At 42.0% G+C, this 23,024-nt stretch carries 17 protein-coding genes; 5 read left to right on the top strand and 12 right to left on the bottom strand.

Annotation, left to right across the window (positions count from 1 at the left end):
- Window positions 1-24: 24 nt before the first annotated feature.
- The 8 genes from IEW05_RS02570 to IEW05_RS02535 all read right to left on the bottom strand — a co-directional run bounded on the left by IEW05_RS02570 (window position 25) and on the right by IEW05_RS02535 (window position 13,659).
- A complete protein-coding gene (locus tag IEW05_RS02570; protein ID WP_188535533.1) occupies window positions 25-1,575 on the bottom strand; it encodes a response regulator transcription factor in 1,551 nt (516 codons plus the stop codon).
- Window positions 1,572-3,338 carry a sensor histidine kinase gene (locus IEW05_RS02565; protein WP_188535531.1) on the bottom strand — a complete coding sequence of 589 codons (1,767 nt, stop codon included), beginning with the start codon at window positions 3,336-3,338 and terminating at the stop codon, window positions 1,572-1,574. Before IEW05_RS02565 ends, IEW05_RS02570 begins: the two co-directional genes overlap by 4 nt.
- Window positions 3,339-3,467: 129 nt before the next feature.
- A complete protein-coding gene (locus IEW05_RS02560) occupies window positions 3,468-3,857 on the bottom strand; it encodes a RidA family protein (protein WP_188535529.1) in 390 nt (129 codons plus the stop codon).
- A 40-nt stretch (window positions 3,858-3,897) separates the two neighbouring features.
- Window positions 3,898-5,061 carry a MalY/PatB family protein gene (locus tag IEW05_RS02555; RefSeq protein ID WP_188535527.1) on the bottom strand — a complete coding sequence of 388 codons (1,164 nt, stop codon included), beginning with the start codon at window positions 5,059-5,061 and terminating at the stop codon, window positions 3,898-3,900.
- A gap of 47 nt (window positions 5,062-5,108) precedes the next feature.
- Complete coding sequence (locus tag IEW05_RS02550; protein WP_188535525.1) at window positions 5,109-5,780, bottom strand: helix-turn-helix transcriptional regulator; 672 nt, start codon at window positions 5,778-5,780, stop codon at window positions 5,109-5,111.
- 171 nt (window positions 5,781-5,951) lie between these two features.
- Complete coding sequence (gene gltB, locus IEW05_RS02545; protein ID WP_188535523.1) at window positions 5,952-10,547, bottom strand: glutamate synthase large subunit; 4,596 nt, start codon at window positions 10,545-10,547, stop codon at window positions 5,952-5,954.
- 281 nt (window positions 10,548-10,828) lie between these two features.
- Window positions 10,829-13,009: a YhgE/Pip domain-containing protein gene (locus tag IEW05_RS02540; RefSeq protein ID WP_188535521.1), complete on the bottom strand. Its 2,181-nt coding sequence runs from the start codon at window positions 13,007-13,009 to the stop codon at window positions 10,829-10,831.
- A 71-nt stretch (window positions 13,010-13,080) separates the two neighbouring features.
- The gene (locus tag IEW05_RS02535; protein ID WP_188535519.1) at window positions 13,081-13,659 is read right to left on the bottom strand and encodes a TetR/AcrR family transcriptional regulator; all 579 of its coding nucleotides are present in this window, start codon (window positions 13,657-13,659) and stop codon (window positions 13,081-13,083) included.
- 327 nt (window positions 13,660-13,986) lie between these two features.
- Between IEW05_RS02535 and IEW05_RS02530 the strand changes: the two genes are divergently transcribed.
- Together IEW05_RS02530 and IEW05_RS02525 are read left to right on the top strand one after the other, a co-directional pair.
- Window positions 13,987-15,153 carry an MGDG synthase family glycosyltransferase gene (locus IEW05_RS02530; RefSeq protein ID WP_188535517.1) on the top strand — a complete coding sequence of 389 codons (1,167 nt, stop codon included), beginning with the start codon at window positions 13,987-13,989 and terminating at the stop codon, window positions 15,151-15,153.
- Between the two features lie 169 nt (window positions 15,154-15,322).
- On the top strand, window positions 15,323-17,017 hold the full coding sequence (locus tag IEW05_RS02525) for a methyl-accepting chemotaxis protein (RefSeq protein ID WP_188535515.1): 1,695 nt from the start codon (window positions 15,323-15,325) through the stop codon (window positions 17,015-17,017).
- A gap of 72 nt (window positions 17,018-17,089) precedes the next feature.
- Here IEW05_RS02525 and IEW05_RS02520 read toward each other — a convergent pair whose 3' ends face one another.
- From IEW05_RS02520 to tatA, 3 genes are all read right to left on the bottom strand, one after another.
- The gene (locus IEW05_RS02520) at window positions 17,090-17,554 is read right to left on the bottom strand and encodes a Dps family protein (protein WP_188535513.1); all 465 of its coding nucleotides are present in this window, start codon (window positions 17,552-17,554) and stop codon (window positions 17,090-17,092) included.
- Between the two features lie 270 nt (window positions 17,555-17,824).
- The gene (locus IEW05_RS02515; protein ID WP_188535510.1) at window positions 17,825-18,208 is read right to left on the bottom strand and encodes a DivIVA domain-containing protein; all 384 of its coding nucleotides are present in this window, start codon (window positions 18,206-18,208) and stop codon (window positions 17,825-17,827) included.
- 218 nt (window positions 18,209-18,426) lie between these two features.
- Window positions 18,427-18,624: a twin-arginine translocase TatA/TatE family subunit gene (gene tatA / locus IEW05_RS02510; protein ID WP_229753232.1), complete on the bottom strand. Its 198-nt coding sequence runs from the start codon at window positions 18,622-18,624 to the stop codon at window positions 18,427-18,429.
- Between the two features lie 146 nt (window positions 18,625-18,770).
- On the opposite strand from tatA, the gene ytaF reads away from it, so the two are divergent.
- The 3 genes from ytaF to IEW05_RS02495 all read left to right on the top strand — a co-directional run bounded on the left by ytaF (window position 18,771) and on the right by IEW05_RS02495 (window position 20,829).
- Window positions 18,771-19,382: a sporulation membrane protein YtaF gene (gene ytaF, locus IEW05_RS02505; RefSeq protein WP_188535508.1), complete on the top strand. Its 612-nt coding sequence runs from the start codon at window positions 18,771-18,773 to the stop codon at window positions 19,380-19,382.
- 144 nt (window positions 19,383-19,526) lie between these two features.
- A complete protein-coding gene (locus tag IEW05_RS02500) occupies window positions 19,527-20,465 on the top strand; it encodes a hypothetical protein (protein ID WP_188535506.1) in 939 nt (312 codons plus the stop codon).
- Between the two features lie 121 nt (window positions 20,466-20,586).
- Entirely contained in the window at window positions 20,587-20,829 is a 243-nt protein-coding gene (locus IEW05_RS02495) for an NHLP leader peptide family RiPP precursor (RefSeq protein WP_188535504.1), read from the top strand.
- A gap of 15 nt (window positions 20,830-20,844) precedes the next feature.
- Here the strand turns inward: IEW05_RS02495 and IEW05_RS02490 are convergent, their stop codons facing one another.
- The gene (locus tag IEW05_RS02490) at window positions 20,845-22,779 is read right to left on the bottom strand and encodes a sensor histidine kinase (RefSeq protein WP_188535502.1); all 1,935 of its coding nucleotides are present in this window, start codon (window positions 22,777-22,779) and stop codon (window positions 20,845-20,847) included.
- Window positions 22,780-23,024 lie beyond the last annotated feature (245 nt).

Here is a 23,024-nt window from a genome sequence, read left to right as displayed (position 1 = left end):
ATTATCTTCGCTAAAAAGAGTAATTTATGAATCTCGTAGAGTCTTTCGATATTTTAACGGAGGCATTCCATGCTGCTTACGAAATACTTTGCTGAAATAATTCTCATCCTGATAGCCGATCGCCTCTGCAATTTTAATAATCGGCATGTCCGAATGTTCCAGCAGCGACTTGGCTTTTTGCATCTGTAGTTCCGTTTGATAGGTTATCACGGTGGTGTTGTACATTTCTTTGAATCTTTTGGCAATGTATTGCGGGCTAAAATGAAATAGTTCAGATAGTCCAGTTAAAGAAATTTTCTCATGAAAATGCTGTTCAATATATTCACGAATCACTTGGATTCCGCGCCCCTCATAACCGCTGTCTCCGCATTCCTCAATTAACCTCCACCACTGCTGTATCCATGCCATCCCCCACTCCGTGATATCGCTTATCCACATTGGAATAGACAGATCTTCCAAATCCTTATTCATCTGACGACTTGCCCGCTCCAGCATGTAATTCGCTTCCTTGGTGTACAGTTGGAGATCCTTGAGCCGTAAATCCCCGCATTGTCTGAGTTCTTCAGCAAAGCGATGTATGATTTCTTCAACGTACAGCTTGTTACGATTCTCCAAGGCGATATTGAGTAGCATTTCCTTACTCGACAACAGCGGCTTTTGTTCTTCTAGTCGATGGTCCGGAGAAATCGGGGATTGGAGTAATGCAATCCGCGCACTAACGATCTGCTGTTGAATATGATGTAGATCAGATGCACGCTCACTAAACCCCACTAAAGTGTCCAAACCAATGGTCGAGTTCCATGCCGCTGTCAAATGATTAACATAGTGCTTTAATTTATTTGTCATCTCGTAATCGAGCTTTTCCCCCGTCATTAAAATCCACAAATGGTCGTCAAAGCGGAACAAAAGATAATTCCCATATTCTGAGAAAGCCTCCTGTGCCATGTTCTTAATGGCAAAAGAGAATAGGCCTCCTTCGGCGTTATACCGTTGTTCGATCAATCGTGAGTCGTTTCTCATCAAGATCAAAGTCGTACGTAAATGTGACGTAGGGATGCCTGATTTCTCACAATATTTTTTTATTTCCGAAAAGTATGTGTTGTCACCCTTCATCAACTGAGATATCTTTTGCTCCATGACAACATAATCTGCCTGCTGCACAAGAAATTCTGTATCTCGCTGCATGCGCATACTATCTTCTCGTTGCTTGCAAAGCGCTACCGCTTTGGACAATGCTTGCTCGAGGTCTCGCCTTTTAAAAGGTTTTAGGATGTAGTCCACACCATTCGCGCGGATCGTTGCGCGGGTATACGTAAAGTCGTTATATCCGCTAACAACGATAATATGCGTATCTGGATATTCCCCCCTCAGCTGGTCAAGCAACTGAATTCCATTCATCTTTGGCATACTCATATCACAGAACACGATTTCCGGTTTATGTTGTTTCATCACTTCTAAGGCTTGCAATCCATTCTCCGCTTGAAATCGCTGCTTGATCCCGAACTGATCCCAATCAATTGCGAGTTCAATTCCCTCCCTAACGTGTTCTTCATCGTCGACAATTAATACTCTCATTGGATCTCCTCCATGATTTCCTGCGAATTCAACACAATGAACAAAGAGATAGTCGTTGCCTCGTAAGGAATACTTGTAATTTCCCATGTGAAGTCAGAACCATAGGATAGTCGCAATCGCTGTAATACATTAATAATTCCGATTCCGTTTTGTCCGTAATGGAGCTTGTCCTCCATGTATTCCTTGCGAATCGCGTCCATCTTCTCTTCCTTAATTCCCTTTCCGTTATCGGTAATGCGGATACGAAGAATTGGAGAGACAGCTTCGTCAGGTATGGTGTCAATTTCTAGCTGGATACTCCCGTAACCGCGTCCCTGTTCAATGCCATGCACAATACTGTTCTCAATAAACGGCTGTAACAGCATCTTAGGAACTTCTATGGACATCGCTTTCGGCGAACAAGTCATGGTGTAGGATAATTTATTCTTGAATCGGCCCATTTGAATAGACATGTAGTCTTCAATATGTTTAATTTCGTCTCCTAACATCACAACTTCAGTATGAAAATCCATGCTATATCGCAGAATTGAGCCGAGTTCAGAGATTTTGTCACTGATTTCATAAGCCTTCATTTTTAACGCGATCGTACCTATGTATTGCATGGTATTGTATAAAAAATGAGGATTAATTTGAGCCTGTAGCATCTTAAGTTGCGCCGTAGACAATTCCAAACGATTCCGATATTCCCGGTTCATGAAATCATCCAGATTTCGAACCATGATATAAAAGCGATCTTCTAAAATACCAAGCTCATCTACTCTTTGGCTATCCTTCCGAATATCAAAGTTTCCTTGCTCGACGCGTGCCATACTGCGAAGTAATCGCTTGATTGGAAGAATGATGAAGTATGACAGGATAATGGCCAGTATAACTACAAAAATAACTGCCATCAATTGAATCATTGTAGAACGATTCAGCGTTTTGTAAGCTGATTCATTAATGACTGAATCGGATACAAACTTCACCAAGGTAAAGGGTAAGTTTTCATTTGTATTGTTTATATATATAAATACACCCTTCTTACCGTCCATCTCTCCTTCAAATGAACCTTTATTAACTAGTAAATTACTTTGAATGTCCCTGACCTCTGCGGTATCCGCTACGGAGTCTGCCACGGAAGTATACAAAAGCTGCTTTTGATTGTTTATCATCAAAAAGTAGGCATTATCCTTCAATACCTGAGACTGGATCAATTTATCAATTTCGTCGAGTCCTACATAAATATTCAAAGTACCGAGAATAGTGGATTCCGGATAATCGATCAAATTTTTCTGCATGAGTAGAATTCTTTTGTCCCCTAGACTCTTTACGCTATAAACAATAGACTCACCCTGAATCTCATCATAATCTTCTAGCATTTTATCCATTTCACGATTCCCTACATCCGAGGATGTAAAGGATTGCTGTTTCATATTGCTAAAATAACGGACACCATGAAACTCTAGACGGCTGATGTACATTGCATTGACCTTATTGTAAATACTGATTTTTTGAAGTGCAGGGGTTTCCTCTGATCTTAAGTAACTCATGAGCTCCGGATCAACGTAGAATGAACCCGTCAACATATTCAGGTCTTGAAAATAAATTTTGAGGTTATTTGAGATAATTTCCATCGCATTGTGATTCAAATCGATCACTTGTTGTTTCATGGAGTTTGAGGTTGTGTAATAGGCAATTATACTGGATAAGAGAAGTGGAACAACCGTAGCGAACAACATTCCGATTAACAGTTTTCGAAACAAACTTTTTTTCAGCCAGTTCATCATTTTCCTCCTAGCACATCGGGTTTTTAGCGGCTGATACATAGAATCCCCCTTCTGCTCACAGCTTCCAGGACAGCTGATCGCAAAAGAGGGATATATACTTTGTCAACAAACATTAACAAGAATCGTCTATTCGATCGTTGCTATGACCTCGATCTCTACAAGACCATCCTTCGGCAAACGTGCTACTTGAACTGCACTTCGAGCAGGGTATGGCTGTGTAAAGAATTTCGCATAGATATCATTTACCTTTTGAAAATCATTCATATCTTGCAAGAATACAGTTGTCTTGATGATATGACTCATATCGGTTCCGGCAGCTTCCAAAATCGACTTTACATTACGTAGGGAGCATTCCGCCTGTTCTTCAACGGTTGCAGGCATTGTCCCTGTTGCCGCATCAATGCCTAATTGACCGGATGTGAACAAGAGGCCACCGATACGAATCGCTTGGGAATAGGGTCCAATTGCACCCGGTGCCTCGGTTGTAGAAATCACTTGAAATGAATTATTAGTCATTCTTAACATCTCCTTTAAGGGTTATGTATTCTGTAATTTTTCAAAGAGGATAAGTCATACTCATACGGTGCAATGCTTCTTGAAGTAGTGCTCTAGGTGTCGCTACATTTAACCGGATAAATCCTTCACCTACCGCCCCAAAGGAAGCGCCGAAACTCACATTCACCTTCGCATCGTCGATCAGCCATTGTCGCAGAGCTTCATCATGAGGACTAACCGCCCTGCAGTCCATCCATAACAAATAAGTGCCTTCTGGCTCAATCACATTCAATTCTGGCATGTGCTGCGCTAGGAATGCCTTCGTAAATTCAATATTATCCACAATGTAAGTTCGTAGCTCCATTAACCATTGATCACATGCTGTATACGCTATCTCTGTGGCTGGAACTGCAAAGAAGGTTGGGTTATGTATACCTGATTGCAGCAGTGTACGTCGAAATTGTTCACGTAGGACAGGGTTCGGAATAACAATATTCGCAATTTCAAGACTCGCCAAATTGAATGTCTTTGCAGGAGAAGTACAGACAAAAGACCTTGCCGCTGCCTGCTCTGATATTGTAGCAATGATTGTGTGTTGATTGTTCCCGTATACGAAATCGGCATGGATATCATCGGAAACAATCCATGCATCATATTGCTCACAAAGCTTAACAATACGTGTCAATTCCTCGATACTCCATACGCGTCCAACCGGATTATGAGGCGATACGAGAATAACCATCTTAACGCCTTTCTTCATCTGCTCTTCCATATCGACGAAGTCAATCTCATAACGGCCGTTCTCCAGTCGCAGCTGGCTCTCCACCAGTTCGCGGTTATTAACCGTGATGCTATTCGCAATGGGTTGATAAGCCGGGGTATGCATCAGAATTCGGTCGCCCACAGCCGTAAATTGCTGAATGATTAAAGACACAGCTTGAACAATACGTGGACAGAACACGATCCAATCGGTTGGAATTTCCCAATCATAAGCTTTTTTGAGCCAGTGACGGGTCGCTTCATAATACTTCGGAAATAACTCCGTATATCCGTAGATTCCATGCAGGGCCATTTGATCTATTTTTTCGATAATGGCTTGTGGGGCACGTAAATCCATATCGGCTACAGATAACGCAATCATATCACGGTCCATTCCTTGAGCCATTCCATCCCATTTGGCAGAATTGGTTCCATAGCGATTAATGATCTCATCAAAGTTAGTCATGCTTTTAAAACCTCCAGTTGCATCCTTCGTCATGTTGCTTCATGTTCTCACTTTAGCTTTTGTAAATACCGATACACCGTAGGCTCCGAAATTCCTAAAGACCTCGCGACTTCAGACACGCCCCCCTTCAGTAAGAACACACCTTGATTATTCAATGCTTTCACCAGCTCTTGCTTTTCATGCGACGTAAGTCGATCTTTCGTGACATCCAATTTGCCCAGCACCGTTTTGATCATATGCCGCAATAAATCTTCGACATTTCCTTGCAGGTATTCCGTAACCTGCTTTTCTTCGGGAGGATCCTCTTTCACCTGAGGCGTTACAGATGAGTCACCGTATAGCAAATGCTGAATCCACTCTTCGGCAATTTTCATTTGCGTAATGTCGATGTTAATGCACATTAAACCGATCAACTCCCCCTTGTGATTGCGAATAAAATAGGTGGATGATCGAAATTTCTGCCCATTTGGACCTTCTGCGATATAGTTGGCAATAAACGGCTGATCTTGATTCAAATTTCCTTTCAATAGCTTCAAGACCAAATCCGTAGCCCCGTCTCCGACTTTGCGCCCGCTGATATGGCCATTCGTAAGATAAATGACAGACTGCTCCGGATTGAAAATATCATGGATCACAACTTCGCATTTCGGACCCACGATTGATGTTATTAACGAGGCGATTGGAAAATACGTTTCAAGTATTGCTCTCTGTTCATCCACGAAATTTCACAACTCCCTAACTATAATCAAGCTAATACTATTTCAACCCAAAACCATTCGTGATAATATATTATCAATCTGATATAAAATTATCAAATGGGATATAATTACAAACAAAAAAAAGAGCTGCTTGTCGGGATTCCCCCCCAATGCAGCTCTTGCAAAGATTTCTCATTTTCCTGTGCGGGCTAGTTCACGGGTACTCGCTTCGAAAGCAGCCAACAGAGCAGCTTCGCCTTGTAATCCTTCCTCCTCAACCTTACGAATTTGCTGAAGCATTCGTTTATAATCCTTTGGAATAACCCGTACAAACCTCGGAAGATATTCGTTCCAATGCTCCAATATCTGCTGACCCACTGAACTCTCGGTATAGAGCACATGGCGACTAATCAATGTCTGCAATTGATCAGCTTCAGCAGTATCTTGAATTTGCTCCAGCAATACCATTTCTAGATTGCAACGGTTAATTAGATCCCCTTCTGTATCCAATACGTAGGCAATACCACCGGACATTCCCGCTGCGAAGTTACGTCCCGTTCCACCAAGAACAGCTACAATTCCACCTGTCATATACTCACAGCCATGGTCACCAACGCCTTCGACGACGATGTTAGCTCCTGAGTTACGTACAGCAAACCGTTCCCCCGCAATGCCACGGACATAAGCTTCGCCACTAGTCGCACCATAGAACGAGGTATTACCAACTATGATATTATCTTCTGCAGCAAATGTAGCCAGCGGCGAAGGTTGTACGATCACCTTACCACCTGATAATCCTTTGCCTATATAATCATTCGCATCCCCTATTACGGTGAGCGTCATTCCTTTTGGCACAAATGCCCCAAAGCTTTGACCCGCTGATCCCTCAAAAGAAAATTGAATCATATCTTCAGGTAGTCCTGCGGCCCCGTAAATACGTGTCACTTCACTGCCTAGCAGCGTACCCGTTGCTCGGTTCACATTACAGATCGGCAATGTAGCATTAACGACTTCTCCACGTTCCAAAGCCGGCTTAGCCAGATCAAGCAGCTGGGTCACATCGAGCGTCTCATTTAGCGCATGATTCTGTTGTTGTGTACAATAACGGCTACTTCCTTCTGGTTGAACTGGCACATGTAGAAGTGGTGTAAGATCCACGCCGCGTTTCTTCCAATGCTGGACGGCCTTAACGGTATCGAGACAATCCGTACGACCAATCATGTCCTGCAAGCTGCGGAAGCCGAGCTCTGACATCCATTCCCTTAAGTCTTCAGCAACAAAGGTCATAAAATTAACTACATGCTGTGGATCTCCAGCAAAGTTCTTCCGCAGTTCCGGGTTTTGCGTCGCCACACCAACTGGACAAGTATCCAATTGGCACACGCGCATCATAATGCAGCCTACGGCAACTAACGGTGCAGTCGAGAATCCATATTCTTCTGCTCCGAGCAGCGCAGCAACAGCCAAGTCACGACCACTAAGCATTTTACCGTCCGTCTCCAATACGACGCGATCACGAAGATTATTTATCATAAGTGTCTGGTGTGTCTCTGCCAGACCAAGTTCCCAAGGTAATCCAGCGTGACGGATCGAGCTCTGTGGTGAGGCACCCGTTCCTCCATCGTAACCACTTACCAAGATCACATCTGCACGACCTTTAGCTACACCAGCCGCGATCGTACCAACTCCTGCTTCTGACACGAGCTTCACATTAATACGAGCGTGTTGATTCGCATTCTTGAGATCAAAGATCAGCTCAGCCAAATCCTCAATCGAATAAATATCATGATGAGGTGGAGGTGATATTAACCCAACGCCTGGTGTGGAACCTCGCACTTCCGCTACCCAAGGGTATACCTTTTGGCCAGGAAGTTGCCCGCCCTCACCCGGTTTCGCTCCCTGTGCCATCTTGATTTGAATCTCATCTGCGTTCACTAGATAATGCGACGTAACACCAAATCGACCAGAAGCTACCTGCTTAATCGCACTTCGGCGTAAATCACCGTTACTATCAGGTATGAATCGTGCGGGATCTTCCCCACCTTCACCCGTGTTACTCTTGCCTCCGATACGATTCATCGCTATCGCTATCGTCTCATGTGCTTCTTTACTAATCGATCCAAAAGACATCGCGCCCGTCTTAAAGCGTCGCATAATCGAAGCCGCTGACTCCACTTCATCAAGTGGTACTTTAGGTCCAACAGGTTTCAATTCAAGCAATGAACGAAGCGTCAAGAACTTTTCATTCTCACCTTGCACAAGCGTTGAGAATTTCTTATATAATCCATAATCACCTGTACGAACAGACTGTTGTAGTAAATGGACGGTTTGCGGATTAAATAAATGCTCCTCCCCGCCACTTCTCCATTGATAATCCCCACCGGAATCTAGCACTTTATCATTTCCATCTTTATCTGTAAAAGCCCGGGAATGATGATTCAATGTCTCTACCGTCACTTCTTCAAGGCCAATGCCACCAATACGCGTTGGTGTCCAGGTAAAGTATTTATCCACAAATGATTCATTGAGACCAACTGCCTCAAAGATTTGTGCGCCCCGATAAGACTGGATTGTCGAAATACCCATTTTGGAAAGAGTCTTAATGACCCCCTTCGTTGCGGCCTTTATGAAATTTTTCGTCGCCTTTTCATGGGAAATACCTCGTAACATCCCTTGTGCGATCATATCGCCCAATGTCTCAAATGCGAGATAAGGATTCACCGCACTGACTCCATAACCTAACAATAGCGCAAAATGATGAACTTCCCGTGGCTCACCGGTTTCGAGCAAAATACTAACTTTGGTCCGTGTTTCCTGGAGAATGAGATGATGATGCAAGCTAGATACGGCTAACAAAGCAGGGATCGCCGCATTCTCTTTATCCACTTCACGGTCGGACAAGATTAGAATGTTATGTCCCTTAGCAATGGCACGATCCGCAGCTGCGCAAAGTGTATCGATAGCTTGCTCCAGTCCCTTAGCTCCTTCAGCCGCAGGAAACAGAATCGGGAAAGTCATCGATTTGAAACCTGGACGATGAACATGCCGTAGCTTGGCGAAATCCTCATTGGATAGAATGGGTGCTTCTAATCTGATTTGTCGGCAGCTCTCTGGTTCCGGGTTAAGTAGGTTTCTTTCTGGACCAATCGTCGTTACTGTTGAAGTAACTAGCTCCTCTCTGATCGCATCGATTGGAGGGTTTGTCACCTGCGCAAACATCTGCTTGAAGTAATTGTAAAGCCGCTGCGGACGATCAGACAAAACAGCTAAAGGTGCATCATATCCCATGGAACCCAGACCTTCGGCCCCAGTAAGTGCCATCGGCTCCAGTACCTTACGTAAATCCTCGTACGTGTATCCAAATGCCATTTGACGACGAATGATATCCTCATGCGCTTCCTTGGGAAGTTCTAGTGCTTCAGGTAAATCCTCTAGCGTGATAAGGTGCTCATCTAGCCACTGACGATATGGATTTTCTTTGGCGATAGAGGCCTTCACTTCTGCGTCAGATATAATCCGGCCTTCTTTCGTATCGACAAGCAGCATCCGGCCTGGACGCAGGCGGTCCTTATATAACACGTTTTCCGCTGGAATATCGAGTACTCCAACTTCGGATGACAACACAATCAAGTCATCTTTTGTCACATAGTAACGTGATGGACGAAGTCCATTTCTATCCAGAATAGCTCCAATTTGCACTCCATCGGTGAAGCCCATCGCAGCTGGTCCATCCCACGGTTCCATCAGCGAGCTGTGATATTCATAAAATGCCTTCTTATCTTCATCCATATCATCATGAGTGCCCCATGGTTCAGGTACCATCATCATTGCCACATGTGGGAGAGAGCGCCCACTGAGATATAAAAACTCAAATGTATTATCAAACATCGCAGTATCCGAGCCATCTGGGTTAATAACTGGTTTGATTTTATCCAAGTCATCTCCAAAAGCTTCACTTACGAACATCGATTGACGTGCGTGCATCCAGTTCACATTTCCACGTAGCGTATTAATCTCACCGTTATGAATCATGAAACGATAGGGATGTGCCCGTTCCCAGCTCGGGAACGTATTCGTACTAAATCTGGAGTGAACCATGGCAATTGCCGACTCCAACTTTTCATCTTGTAAGTCAAGGTAAAACTCTCCTACCTGTTCCGTGGTTAACATCCCTTTGTATACCACTTTTCGGCATGAAATACTTGATACGTAAAAAGCATCCCCTTGATTAGCTCCACCATATCTGATCGCCAGCTCCGCCTGGCGACGAATGACGTATAGCTTACGTTCAAAATCAAGCTCACTATTCAGCCCCTCACCACGACCGATAAATACTTGGCTAACGAACGGCTTCGCTTCCTTCGCTGACTTACCAAGCATGTCGTCTTGGGTTGGAACCGTACGGAAACCTAGTAGTTGTTGCCCTTCCGCTTCAATAATCTTAGTTAGCTGTGCTACTTGCTCTTTACGTGTAGTCTCGTCATGTGGCAAGAACAGCATGCCAACTCCATAATGACCTGGCTCAGGTAAAGTAAATCCAAGCCTTTGCGTTTCATAGTCGAAGAAGCGATGAGGGATTTGCAGTAATATACCTGCACCGTCACCCGAGTTAGGTTCACTACCTTGTCCGCCGCGGTGCTCCATGTTACTTAACATGCTCAGTGCCTGGCTAACGATATCATGGGAAGCCCGACCCTTAATGTGAGCGACAAAACCCATACCACAGGCGTCTTTTTCAAATACGGGATCATAAAGTCCCTGTCGTGATGGAGTAACGGTATGATTCATTGAATACACAACCTTTCTAAACTTCAAATAAATCCGATATGCTTTTCTTTTAATTCTAACGGAAAATACCCTCAGAGTTTTTGCACTATATTCTCTTTCTTTTGCACTAATAGCTACAAATTTACGATGAATATTATGACAAATTTCACTAAGTACAACCTATCGTCATTCATTTGGAAAAGTCATGAATTTTTGGTATACAAAAAAGCCCATTCACTGGCTGCAACACCAGAGAACAGGCTTCTTTGAAATCCGTTAATCTTCTATAGATTTATTACACTTTATGCACTCAATACCGCTTCATTGCCAACTTCTTCATTGCGATCATGACGCAAGAAGTATACCAATGTTAACGCTAGGAAGACGAGTCCGAATATCATAAGAATACCCATGTGACTCCAAGTAATACCGAATTGACCACTAGAGATAACTGATTTATACCCGCTGACACTATATGTCATTGGTAACCATGGGTTAAACACTTTCATCCAGTTAGGAATCAGTTCGATTGGGAACGTACCTGCGCTGGTTGTCAATTGGAAGATCAGCATCAAGATCGCAATGAAACGACCTGGATTATCAAGCCAAGTTACAAGCGCTTGAATGATGAACATGTAACACAAACTTGTGACGAAAGTGAATAGATAGAACAGAGGAACACTTTGTACTTCAAGCCCTAATCCATACAATGTTACGAAAGCTGCTAGAAGAGCTTGAATCAAACTCATTGAAGAAAATGCCAGCATTCTGCTAACAAAACGATTCCATCCCGTTGCTTCCTGGGTGGAAGATCCTCGAATTGGAACAACGAGTGTGGAGATCAGTGCTCCTACAAACAGTCCCAAAGATAAGAAGTAAGGAGAGAATCCTGTACCATAGTTAGGTACTGGATCGACTTTATGCTCCTGAATTTCAATCGGCTGCGCGTACATGTTTACAAGTGCATCTGTTTTCTTCACACTTGAAGTTTGATCAGCAGCTTCGTTCAGCTTGGTTGCCAATTCTCCGGAACCTTCAGTAAGCTTCTCCATACCGTCTTTCAATTCGCCAGCACCGCTATCTAATTGTTTAGAACCACTAGCGATCGTACCTACACCACCAGACAATTGGTCCATACCACTTTGAATTTGCTGTGCACCACTATTGAGCTTACCAGAACCTTCGGCAAGTTTCTTACCTCCGGTTGCAGCTTCAGACAATTTGCCGTTAAACTGCTTCAAACCAGCTGCGAGCTGTTCTTGTCCGGCAGTCACTTGCGTTGCACCTTGCACTAACTGCTCTTGTCCTTGAGCAAGCTTTTGACTACCTTGCAGCAATTGTTTCTGTGCTCCATTTAATTCTTTGCTTCCTTGCAGTAGTTGCTGTTGACCTTGCAACACCTGTTCACTACCCGTAGCTACCGCTTGGCTTGCTGCCAACAATTTCTGTACGGCAGGGTTTTCTGCAAGTTCAGGACTTGCTTTCGCTAATTGCTCCAAGCCTTGAGCTACGGCTTTGGCACCTTCACTAACTTTGCCTGTTCCGTCAACAGAAGACTGTAGACCCGCGACTAATTTGGCGCTACCTTCTTCCGAAGATTTCAATCCCGCACTTAAAGTATTAGCACCTTCTAAAGAAGATTGTAATCCTGCTTGTAATTGCTTACCACCAGCATTAGCTTTCACAGCGCCTTCCTCAAGTTGAGCACCTGCCGCTGTTAGTTGATCCAACCCACTCGCTAGAGTAGAAGAACCATTTTGTAGTTCCTGAGCACCTTGGCTAAGTGAACCAACACCATCTTTTAAAGGAGAAATACCCGATTGCAACTGGGTTGTTCCATCAACTAGTTTAGCCAAGTTCTCTTTCAGCTTAAGCGCACCATCATCGAGTTTCACAGCCCCTTCTTTCAGGGTGTTTGCCCCATCTCCAGCATCACCTAATCCGCCGGAGATCTCTTGTACTTGGTCGAACAGAGTTTCAGTATAGGCTTCTGTTACTTTAGCAGAAACTTTACTTTTGATCTCTTTAACCGCTGTACCACCGATTTGGGCAGCTAAGAAATTATAGCCCTCATTTGGCTCAAAAATAAGTTGAGCTGGTTCCGGAGTTTCATTCATCAAAGTTGTCGCTTTGGAAGAGAAATCTTCCGGGATAACTATGGTCATATAATATTCATCATTCTCCATACCCTTGTCCGCTTCTTCACGGGTAACGAATCTCCAGGAGAAATCATCACTTTTCTTTAATTCTTCAACTAAATCTTTACCAACCTCAAGTGACTTACCTTCATAGTTGGCACCTGTATCCTGATTGACTATCGCTACAGGAAGTTCATTCATTTTGCCATAAGGATCCCAAAACGCCGTTAGAAACATCCCACTATATAACACGGGAATAAACAAAACTACGATGATAGGAATAAACACCTTAGGCTTCTTAAATGAAGCCTTCAAATCATTAAAAAATACCGACAACGATTTCATTTTTTTCTCTCCTTGTACTAACAAAATATCTGCTATCCCTTTACCGTGTGGGTCCCATGTGGGCCGACATCTTATTCTGGGGACAATCCACCAGCTAGAAAGATCCGAACAAATTCCTTGATTTGTTCTTCACTTAAAGGCTCATGAACCTTATTCCAATCCGATGCAAGTGCGATGTATAGCTTCAATAAAACGAAGGAAATGACTTTTGGATCAAAAGAACGGATTTCTTTGCGCTCTACAGCACGAGAAATTTGGCGTTCCAAGTAGTCGAGAATCGCACTCTCAATCTTCTCAAGTCCCTCCTTAGCTTGCGGTGTACCAAAATCACGCACTTCCTGAAAAAGTTTGATTAATAGCTCATGCTCTCTTCTGTATACCAAAAGTGCATCCATGCTTTGGTATAAGTTCTCGAAGAAGGGTCTATTCTCGTCAACCTTCTGCTCCGATATCCGCTTCATATCCGCGATGATTGAGCGAAGAATTTCATCAAACAGTTCCTCTTTGTTTGTGAAAAACGTATAAATGGTTCCCTTGGCCACATTCGCAATTCTCGCCACCTGGTCCATCGTCGTCGCTTTGTAACCGAACAGCGCAAAAGATTTTGCTGCTGCCTCGACTACTTGTTTCCGGCGATCTACCACAGCCATCTTATGCACCTCCCCTTCTGTTATTTATTCGTTATTCGAATAAAAAATGACTAAAATACATTTTTGGTCATTTGGTCATAAATCACTTTAACACGCCCTTGAATGTAATGCAAGCATATTTTCAGATCGTTTTCATTGTGTTTCATTTCACAAATTATTCCCCGACCTAAGTCCAGCTAAGGACCCGTCTGGGGGCTCTTACGTTAACGTTTCAAAAAAACTAAACTAGAATAAAGAGTGATAACCCGTACTAATTTTTATATCGAAGACTATAATTAAACCGAACCCCTAAGTGGTCGGATAAAATATGAAGCAGGTGATACCATTATGTCGAAGAAAAGAGTATTGATCTTATCTGAAGGCTTCGGAAGCGGACATACTCAAGCTGGTTATGCACTGGCTGCTGGTCTTAAGCAGATTTGTCCACAAGTTCATACCAAAGTATTGGAACTAGGCTCATTTCTTAATCCAACGGTAGCCCCATGGATTCTGTCCGCTTACCGCATCACCGTTAATACAAGTCCTTCTCTGGTCGGTTTGCTCTATCGTAAGAATTATGAGAAACCATTAGGCCGTGTCGCTACCTTAGCCCTTCATAAGATGTTCTATCACCATGCTGTCCAGGTGGTACGTCAATTGAAACCAGACCTTATTATATGTACACATCCCATACCCAATACGATTATCTCAAGACTTAAGGCCTCTGGACTAAAAGTTCCTTTATATACGCTCATTACCGACTATGATGCACATGGATCGTGGATCACTCCGCAAGTAGACCAATTCCTTGTATCTACCTTAGAAGTGCGTGATCTTTTGTTAAAACGAGGGGTAAAGCCTGAATCCATACAAGTGACAGGAATCCCTGTACACCCTAAGTTCTGGAATGCGCAGAACAAACAAAGCGCACGAAGAGAACTTGGAATTAAAGATATGCCTACAGCACTTGTCATGGGAGGAGGTTGGGGATTACTCTTCAAGGAAGATCTCATTAATAGACTCAGTGCTTGGAAAGATAACGTCCAAATTGTATTCTGCATGGGAAGCAACGAGAAACTAGCTGCCAAACTACAAAATCATCCCTCACTTCGCCATCACAATATTACCGTGGTTGGCTACACACAGGAAATTAGTAAATGGATGGATGCCGCAGATCTGTTAATTACCAAGCCTGGAGGAATGACCTGTACGGAAGGACTATCTAAAGGTCTGCCCATGTTGTTCTATGAATCGATTCCTGGACAAGAAGAGAAGAACCGTGAGTACTTTGTAAGAAGAGGATACGGAGAGGATTTGGACTCCGGGGATATTTTGGACAAATGGTTTGAGCGGATTTCGACTGGAACCGTGTTTAATGAATACCCAGTCAACACCTTTTCCCTACAGCCTTTATATAAACCGAAACGTTGTGCCACGGAGGTAATGGAATTACTTCACTCAGCGGTTCAAATGAAGAATCAGCCTTCAGATATCGTTATTCAAAGGGCAAATTAGAAAATTAATAAATTGTAATAATATTCCTTTTATTTAAATATCCCTATTTTTAAATAACCCCCATTTTTTTTGTGATAAATGTCTCAATATTAATGACATTGCAGAACTATAATGTAGGTTAGGTCTAAGGATTTAATTTTCATTATAAGAGGATCTATGGGGGGTTTATATGGGATTTGCAAGAAAAATTACGGCATTGGTTATTGGAATTCTTATGCTTGTTGGTGCATTAATCGGTGTGTTCAGTTACCAAACAGCTCATCGTCAGGTTCAAGAATCCGTGGGTATTGAAGTGGTAGGTTGTGCCAATATTACCACAGGACTAGTACAACCAAGTGATGTTGAGAAGTTGGCAACTGGTGACACCTCAGATCTCGCTAAAGTAGAAGAACAACTAAATTGGACGGTAGCCCACAAATCGCTGTTCAAAGAAGTATTCCTACTTTCACTTGATGGCAACATTCTAGCTGCTGACCAACATCTCAAACAACGTGGTTACTCCGCTGGTCAACCATTTTATTTTGATCAAAATGATAAAAATATGATTATCTCCATGAACCATCCCGTTTACTCCAAGGTTTATACATACGATGGAACTAATCTGTTAACAGGCTATGCTCCCATTTATAAGGATAACGATCAGAACAAAGAAATCGTTGGACTTATGGCAATCAACTTTGATGCTTCCATTATCCGTGATCGTACATGGGAAATTATTACCTTACCATTTATCATTGGAGCTATTGTGTTCCTAGTGGCAGCCATTGCGCTTTACTTCTTCCTACATTGGATGATACGCCCAATCGAGAAATTATCTGCTCAAGTGAATCAAGTTGCCCAAGGTGATCTAACCGTGGAACCTTTGTCCATACAAACGAAGGATGAAGTTGGTAGATTATCACGTGATTTCGGAAATATGACGATAAATCTACGGCAGCTCATTACGGAAGTTAATGAAATGTCTCTTCAAGTTTCCTCTTCTTCACAGCAATTATCGGCCAGCACAGAGCAATCGGGTAAGGCAAGTGAACAGACTGTGCAAATTACCCAAGAACTGGCTGATGGTGCAGAAAAGCAACTAAGGAATCTGGAGGAAAGTTCAAGATCTCTTTATGAGATGTCACAGTTCATCAACCAAATTGCTCAGAACGCACAAAATGTCTCTCAAGCAGCTTCCACTTCCTCATCTGCTTCACAACAAGGCAGTCAATCCATCAAGCTTACAGTAGAGCAAATGAATACAATGGAAGAGAAAATGCTCTTACTCTCTAACAATGTTCAGGAATTGAGTAGCCATTCCAAGGAGATTCAAAGCATTCTTGATATCATAACGGGGATTTCTGCCGAAACTCACCTTCTCGCGATCAATGCTGCTATTGAAGCGGCCCATGCCGGTGAACAAGGTAGTGGATTTGCTGTCGTAGCGTCCTCCGTCCGCAAACTTGCTGAACGGTCTACTGAATCGGCGAGACAAATTGCTTCATTGATCGATTTTACCGTGGATCGAATGGAACAAACCAGCAATACAATGGACGAGGCTGCAAGAGAAGTTGCTTATGGAACAGGGCTTGTACGTAGTGTTGGTCATTCACTTACTGAAATCGAAAGTTCTGCACAATATACATCCAAAGCAATAAATGATCTTTCGGATACTGTGCGACTTCTATCCACCAACTCAGAGTTGATGGTGCAATCCCTCAGTGAAATTGTCGAAGTGGCAAATGGCACTGTTGATAACGCGCAGAGTATGTCGGCAGCTTCTCAGGAACAACTCGCTGGCATTCAAGAGGTTGACGCTTCCGCCGACTTCTTAGCCAAAATGTCTGACAATCTGCATGATCTGATCGTACGATTCAAGGTCTGATTTCACTTCATAATCACAACAAAACGCCCCCTATCCATTAACATGGACAAGGGGCGTTTCTAATCAAACCATTTATTTACCTAAGTAAGCATTCAACATCCATCTGTGTTTATCGAGTGAAGTCAAGATGCCCAGAAATAAGTCCGCAGTTCCTTCATCTTCGGCTTCTACCGCTGCTTCCATACCTTGTCTAAGCTCTTCGCTTATAGTCTCAAAGTCAGCAATTACAGCAGATACCATTTCTTCTGCACTTTCCTTACCGCTTGCTTCTTTAATGGTAGCCAGAGACAATGATTCTGTCAGTGTAGCAACAGGTGATCCACCGATAGCAAGCAAACGCTCAGCAATTTCATCCATGTTAGCTGTAACTTCATTGTACAATTCCTCAAATTTCTCATGCAGTGTAAAGAAATGAGCACCTTTTACATACCAGTGGAAGCTATGAAGTTTAGTGTACAGCACCGTTAAGTTTGCGATTTGCACATTCAGTTTACCTTGTAGTTTTTGTTCACCTTGAGTTAGAATTTGATTTGCCATTTTCTTTTCCTCCATTCAGAAATGTTAATATGAAGTTGATACGTGTAGCTAACTAAATAATGAGATACTTTAAATTTAGACTAAATCTAAATCCTGTTAATATCATACCACTTAACTTGCCTATATGCAAACTTAGTATGTAATAAATAGTTACAATCTTTTGAAGAATCCTCTCATTTCTTAAAATAAGTTTGCGCCATTTAAAGTCCGTTTATCCAAAAAAAATAAACCGGCGCAAAGCGCCAGTCTGTTGATCGAGTAAAGTTTAAATTACACTCCACTCTCACGGAGATGAAGTTTAAATTGTTCCAGACTGCGTTCGATTTGCCGAAGCCCATCTTCTACTACACGCCGGTTGACTACGTTCTCTGTGTCCAGCTTAGGTTTGTGTGCAAGGAGCTTCTTCTCTTCTTCCCAAAATGCCTGACGGCGCTGTATTTCTTTGTATTTATCCAGCAAATCCGTAATAATATCATAGAAGCGCTCATAATCAACGATGACATCATCAAGAAATCGATCGACTTCTTCTTTCTCATAACCGCGCATTTTTACATCAAAATCCTTCTCATGAATGCCAAGTGCATCCAACTTGATGCCCAATTGCTTGAATAGACCCTTCTGGTCCTCTAATTTACGTGAATAATCGTCTTGCATTGGTATCCCTCCGTACATAAGCTGACAAAAATGTTATTGATATAACTCAAGATATAATGTAACACATTCATAACTTAATTTCGATGTCATCACTTTTCTCTACCCTTGGCAGTAGCCGTTCTACTATTATGATATTCATATCACATAAATTATAGTCAGATGCCATCACACAAAAAAGGCGCCTACACTCGGCGCCTGCATGAAAGGACTATTTACTTTCACTTACTATCTTCAATTGGTTTAATTTCCTGTGGTTTCTCTTCTTCCACATAGTCCCCACGGGCACCTTTTTTGAACTCTTTCAACATCGTGCCAAAGCTACGTCCGAGTTCCGGCAATTTGCTAGGTCCAAATAATAGGAGCGCCGCAATTACCAACAACAGTAAATGTGTCGGCCGCAACAAGTTTTCAAGCACATTTATCACTCCTTAGGTATATCTTAGTAAAAATTATACTACTTTTTACAGAATAAAGGGAATCTTTCTCAATAAATTTACCATAAACCAAAACTTACTTCTGGGCATATGCTGTGTCATCAAAGCAATGCAAAGGAGAGAACATCATGGATTCATACAGTCTGTGGGCGATCATCGTTATTGGGTTAGCTTCTAACCTTGACAATGCAGGGGTCGGAATTGCTTATGGGGTCCGGAAAATTCGTATTCCGTGGTATTCAAATTTAGCTATTTCGACCATTTCATTTCTCGCCACGCTTATGTCAGGATTGTTCGGTAATTGGATTTCCACTTATATTCATCCCTGGGTTGGTCAATTCATCGGAACTGTCGTCATTGTTGGAGTCGGAATCTGGGTGCTGCTGCAACCATTTATAGAAAAAAAACACGCTCCGAAAGAGAGCGATACCAATTCATTTACCAGGCTACTTCGTAATCCAGAAGAGGCCGATAAGGACAGTTCTAAATCAATCAGTCTACCAGAATCTATCCTGCTAGGTGCAGCATTAGCTATGAATGCACTTGCTGGTGGATTCAACGCTGGCATCACCAATCTAGACATATGGTATACATCTTTATCTGTAGGGGTGTTTAGCTTTCTATTATTATTGCTATGTGCTGGGTTCGGCAAAAAATACGCCGCAGAGCGATTTGGCAATACCGCCACCGTGGTTTCGGGCTTACTGCTTATCGTCATTGGCCTAAATCAAATGTTCTAATCACGCGCCTTTACCCCGGTTATCGATACATAATGACACCATTCCGGGGTGGAGGTAATTGACAGACCATTTGTATTTTTTTTGTGAATTCTAATCTATAATATATTAGACTAGATTATTTTAAAAAGATGGGAGATATCTACTATGCAGTGGCTCTCCAATTTTGAAGGAGAATTGGAACTAGCATTCACGAAAGCTGAGAACATACTAGCAAAGCTACCCGTTACGTTTAACCGTCCTGCTCTGGCTTACCTCGACAAGTTTCATGTACTGAAGGACGGACGCTCGAAAAATTACATATGCTATCTTCTTCCCTACTGGTTAGGTGAACACGTGGAAGTACACATGACAGACAGTCAGAATTTTGCAGTAGCCAATATTTTTGGAATGATGTATTACCATTTGATCGATGAAATGATGGACGAGCCCAACGCTAAATCCACGCAACAGCTTCCTCTTGCCAACTTAATTCACCTTGAATTCATTCAAATTTATAATGGCTATTTCCCTGCAGAATCTCCATTCTGGTACTATTTCAAAAAGTACATTACAGAATGGGCCGAAGCGGTCACTCATGAGCAGCATCAGGACTATTTCCAAGAGAAGTCCAATGCCATTGCTCACAAAGCAGCCCCAGTAAAACTTTCGATTGTAAGCTCGATCTTACTTACAGGTGAGGAAGATAAAGACTTAATTACCCAACTAGAGGATGCAGTTGATACAGTATTAGTTACGCTCCAAATGGTCGATGATTGGCAAGATTGGAAGAAGGACTTGCAAGAAGGAAGCTACAATTGTCTCATCTCCATGGTGCAGTCTCAGCTACATATTCCAAAGGATAGACGTCCAACGCATGCGGAGATCGAACAAGCTCTATATTCCACTGACCTTCTATTGCGTTATGCAGAGCGGGCTGAGAGCAATCATGAGACACTGGAAGCGATTAAGCCTATAGTTCCATATTTATACCAATTCCATGGATATCTATGTGACAATGTGAAACAAGCCGCTAGACAAATAGAAGCGGAAAGACAGTTGCTACAACAAGGCGGACTGGCATATTGGTTGTCGAAAAATATATAACATAACAAGAAAATTTTGTAATATTTTTGGAAGCGATATGGAAATAATATGGATTAATGCCGTTTTTCATGTTATACTTGCTCGGTAAAACAAATCAATTTTATGAGGAAAGGGTGATTTTATGACATCAGGAGCGTCTCTTCAAAGTCAAGTTATCCAAAGAGCATGGCAAGATCCCAGTTTCAAAGCTAAGCTATTAACTAATCCAAAAGCTGCAATCCAGGAGGCACTGGGCGTAATTCTCCCGGATCATATCACAATCAAGGCTGTAGAAGAGAATTCTGATGAATTTTATCTTGTTCTTCCTCCGAATCCGTCAGGCGTCATTAAGGCAGATGTAGAACCCAAAGCAATCTGGGGATAACCCCAAATTTATTAACTAAGAGGTAGGTTTCAGAAGTATTATCTCGGAAGTTCCTTCAGGTTTTTTCGCTGCTGGGAATCGGATAGTAACTTCTGTACCTACCCCTTTTTCGCTTCTAAATGTAATTTTTCCATTCATGACCTCGATAATTCGGAAAGTCACCATTAGGCCAAGTCCCGTCCCTTTTGTTTTATTGGAAAAATACGGTTCACCTAGCCGCTCCAGTACAGCTTGATCCATTCCTTCGCCGTTATCCTTAATATGTATATACACTTGATCCTTTTCAACGTAAGCCCAGACTTGAATATCCCCTTCATCATGAAGTGCTTCAATACTATTCTTGATTATATTCACAAAAGCTTGCTTAAACTTGGATGAGTTCCCTGTGATAAAAAGATTGTTAGGAACATGAACCGTTATTTTTCCTCCCTGCAGGTTAGCCATAGGCACCAATATACCCTCAATATGAATGAATTCCTCCAAAATATCCAAGGTTGTCACATTGCCCACTTCCGGCTTGGCGAAAGTAAGGAAATCTGTAATGATCCCTGATGCTCGATCTAACTCTTCTAAGGCCATATTCAAGTAAACCTTATCCGAATTTTCTTGCTTCTCAGCAAGAAGCTGTAGAAAACCACGGGTTACCTGTAACGGATTTCGTACCTCATGAGCAACCGAAGCTGCCAATTCACTGATAATTTCCATTTTCTCCGAACGTTGAAGATCATTATTAAAGACCTCTAATTGTTTGGAGTATTCCACAACCTGCTCATGATTTTCAGCAAATCTTCTGCCCAATATCACAATTAATGCCGTTAGGAAGCTAACAACTCCCCATTTCCATAAATACAGATCATAGTAGGTGCCCTTTGAAAAGAACATGATAAGTTCTCCAACACCTAGGATGGCAAATATGATAAAACCAGCCGAGAAAATGATGGCATCCTTATTTCCCTTAATTCCATAGATGAGTGCAGTAACAATTAACACGACAAATTGAACAATCATAAGAATACCCAATATATCCATAGAGGCTATCTTATAAAGATCATATAGTTTATTCGAAGCCAGTTCGTTTACGATCATAAATGCGACGCAAAAAATGGAATATCCAATCTGAAATTTACGACATTTGCGAATTAATGCGTGATAGCCTACCCCAAAAGTTTTTTCGAAAAATAAGGTGAAGGCCGGTAGAAGAATAAACAGTGACAGATCAAACAAGGTAACGAACCATTTCCCGTAATCCTCAAACAACCAATAAGTAAACGAAGAATAAGTAAGAACAATAACACCGCTTGATAACAAGACGGAGCATAGGGATAACCAGATTGCCAAGTTTTCATAATTTAAAAATATAGTGCAAATAATCATCACTAAAGCAATAAAAATAAGAGCACTACCTACAATAAAATCAGTAATATTACCTCTGATAAATCCCTTATTCAGCTCTTGGTAGTCACCAATCTTTATCAGTTTCTGAATTCCAATCCTACTGTCAGTAGTCATGCCTACATACATGGTTTTAGAAGAATCTGATTGGCTTAGAGGAATAAGAATACTATTCGTTTCGAAATTGATTGTTCGATTCGATTCATAAACCGTAGTCTCATCGATACGGATCTTGATGTGCTGACCGTATATTTTATCAAATAAAATAGCATTGGAATCCCCTTTTAACTGAGGAAGCTCAAACTTGATCCACTCTGTTGTGACTCCTAGTGGTCTTTCAGAAGCCGGTGAGTTCACACCTTCCTCAATCCATCCATCAAGAAGCGCCAATTGGTCTTTGGAGAACTGTAAATCTAATTGATTACTCTGTATATATTCCCAATGATCAATCGCCGTGTCATATGATCTCTCATTACGATAACCTTCCAATAAAAAAATAGAGCAAACAACCGTGAATAATGCTATGCAAATGGCTATGCCTTTAAACAAGACTTTCATTACAGCACCCCTGCCAATAAAATAAGAGCTACTCTATAAAATTCGATACATTCACTTAATAAACCTTCAATAATTTGGAAATTATCATATTTCATCATTTTATGTTCCATCGTTATTTTAACGTTATTAACTTATGAACGCCATCCATAGTTTTACAGTCATAGTTCTTTATTCATATACGATACTCATTCTACATCAAAAAGACATGAATAGAGAATCATATCATTTATTTAAAATTTGTGCAT

Origin of the sequence: Paenibacillus segetis (assembly GCF_014639155.1) — a bacterium.
GTDB lineage: Bacteria > Bacillota > Bacilli > Paenibacillales > Paenibacillaceae > Fontibacillus > Fontibacillus segetis.
This window is presented reverse-complemented; position numbering and strand designations above follow the sequence as displayed.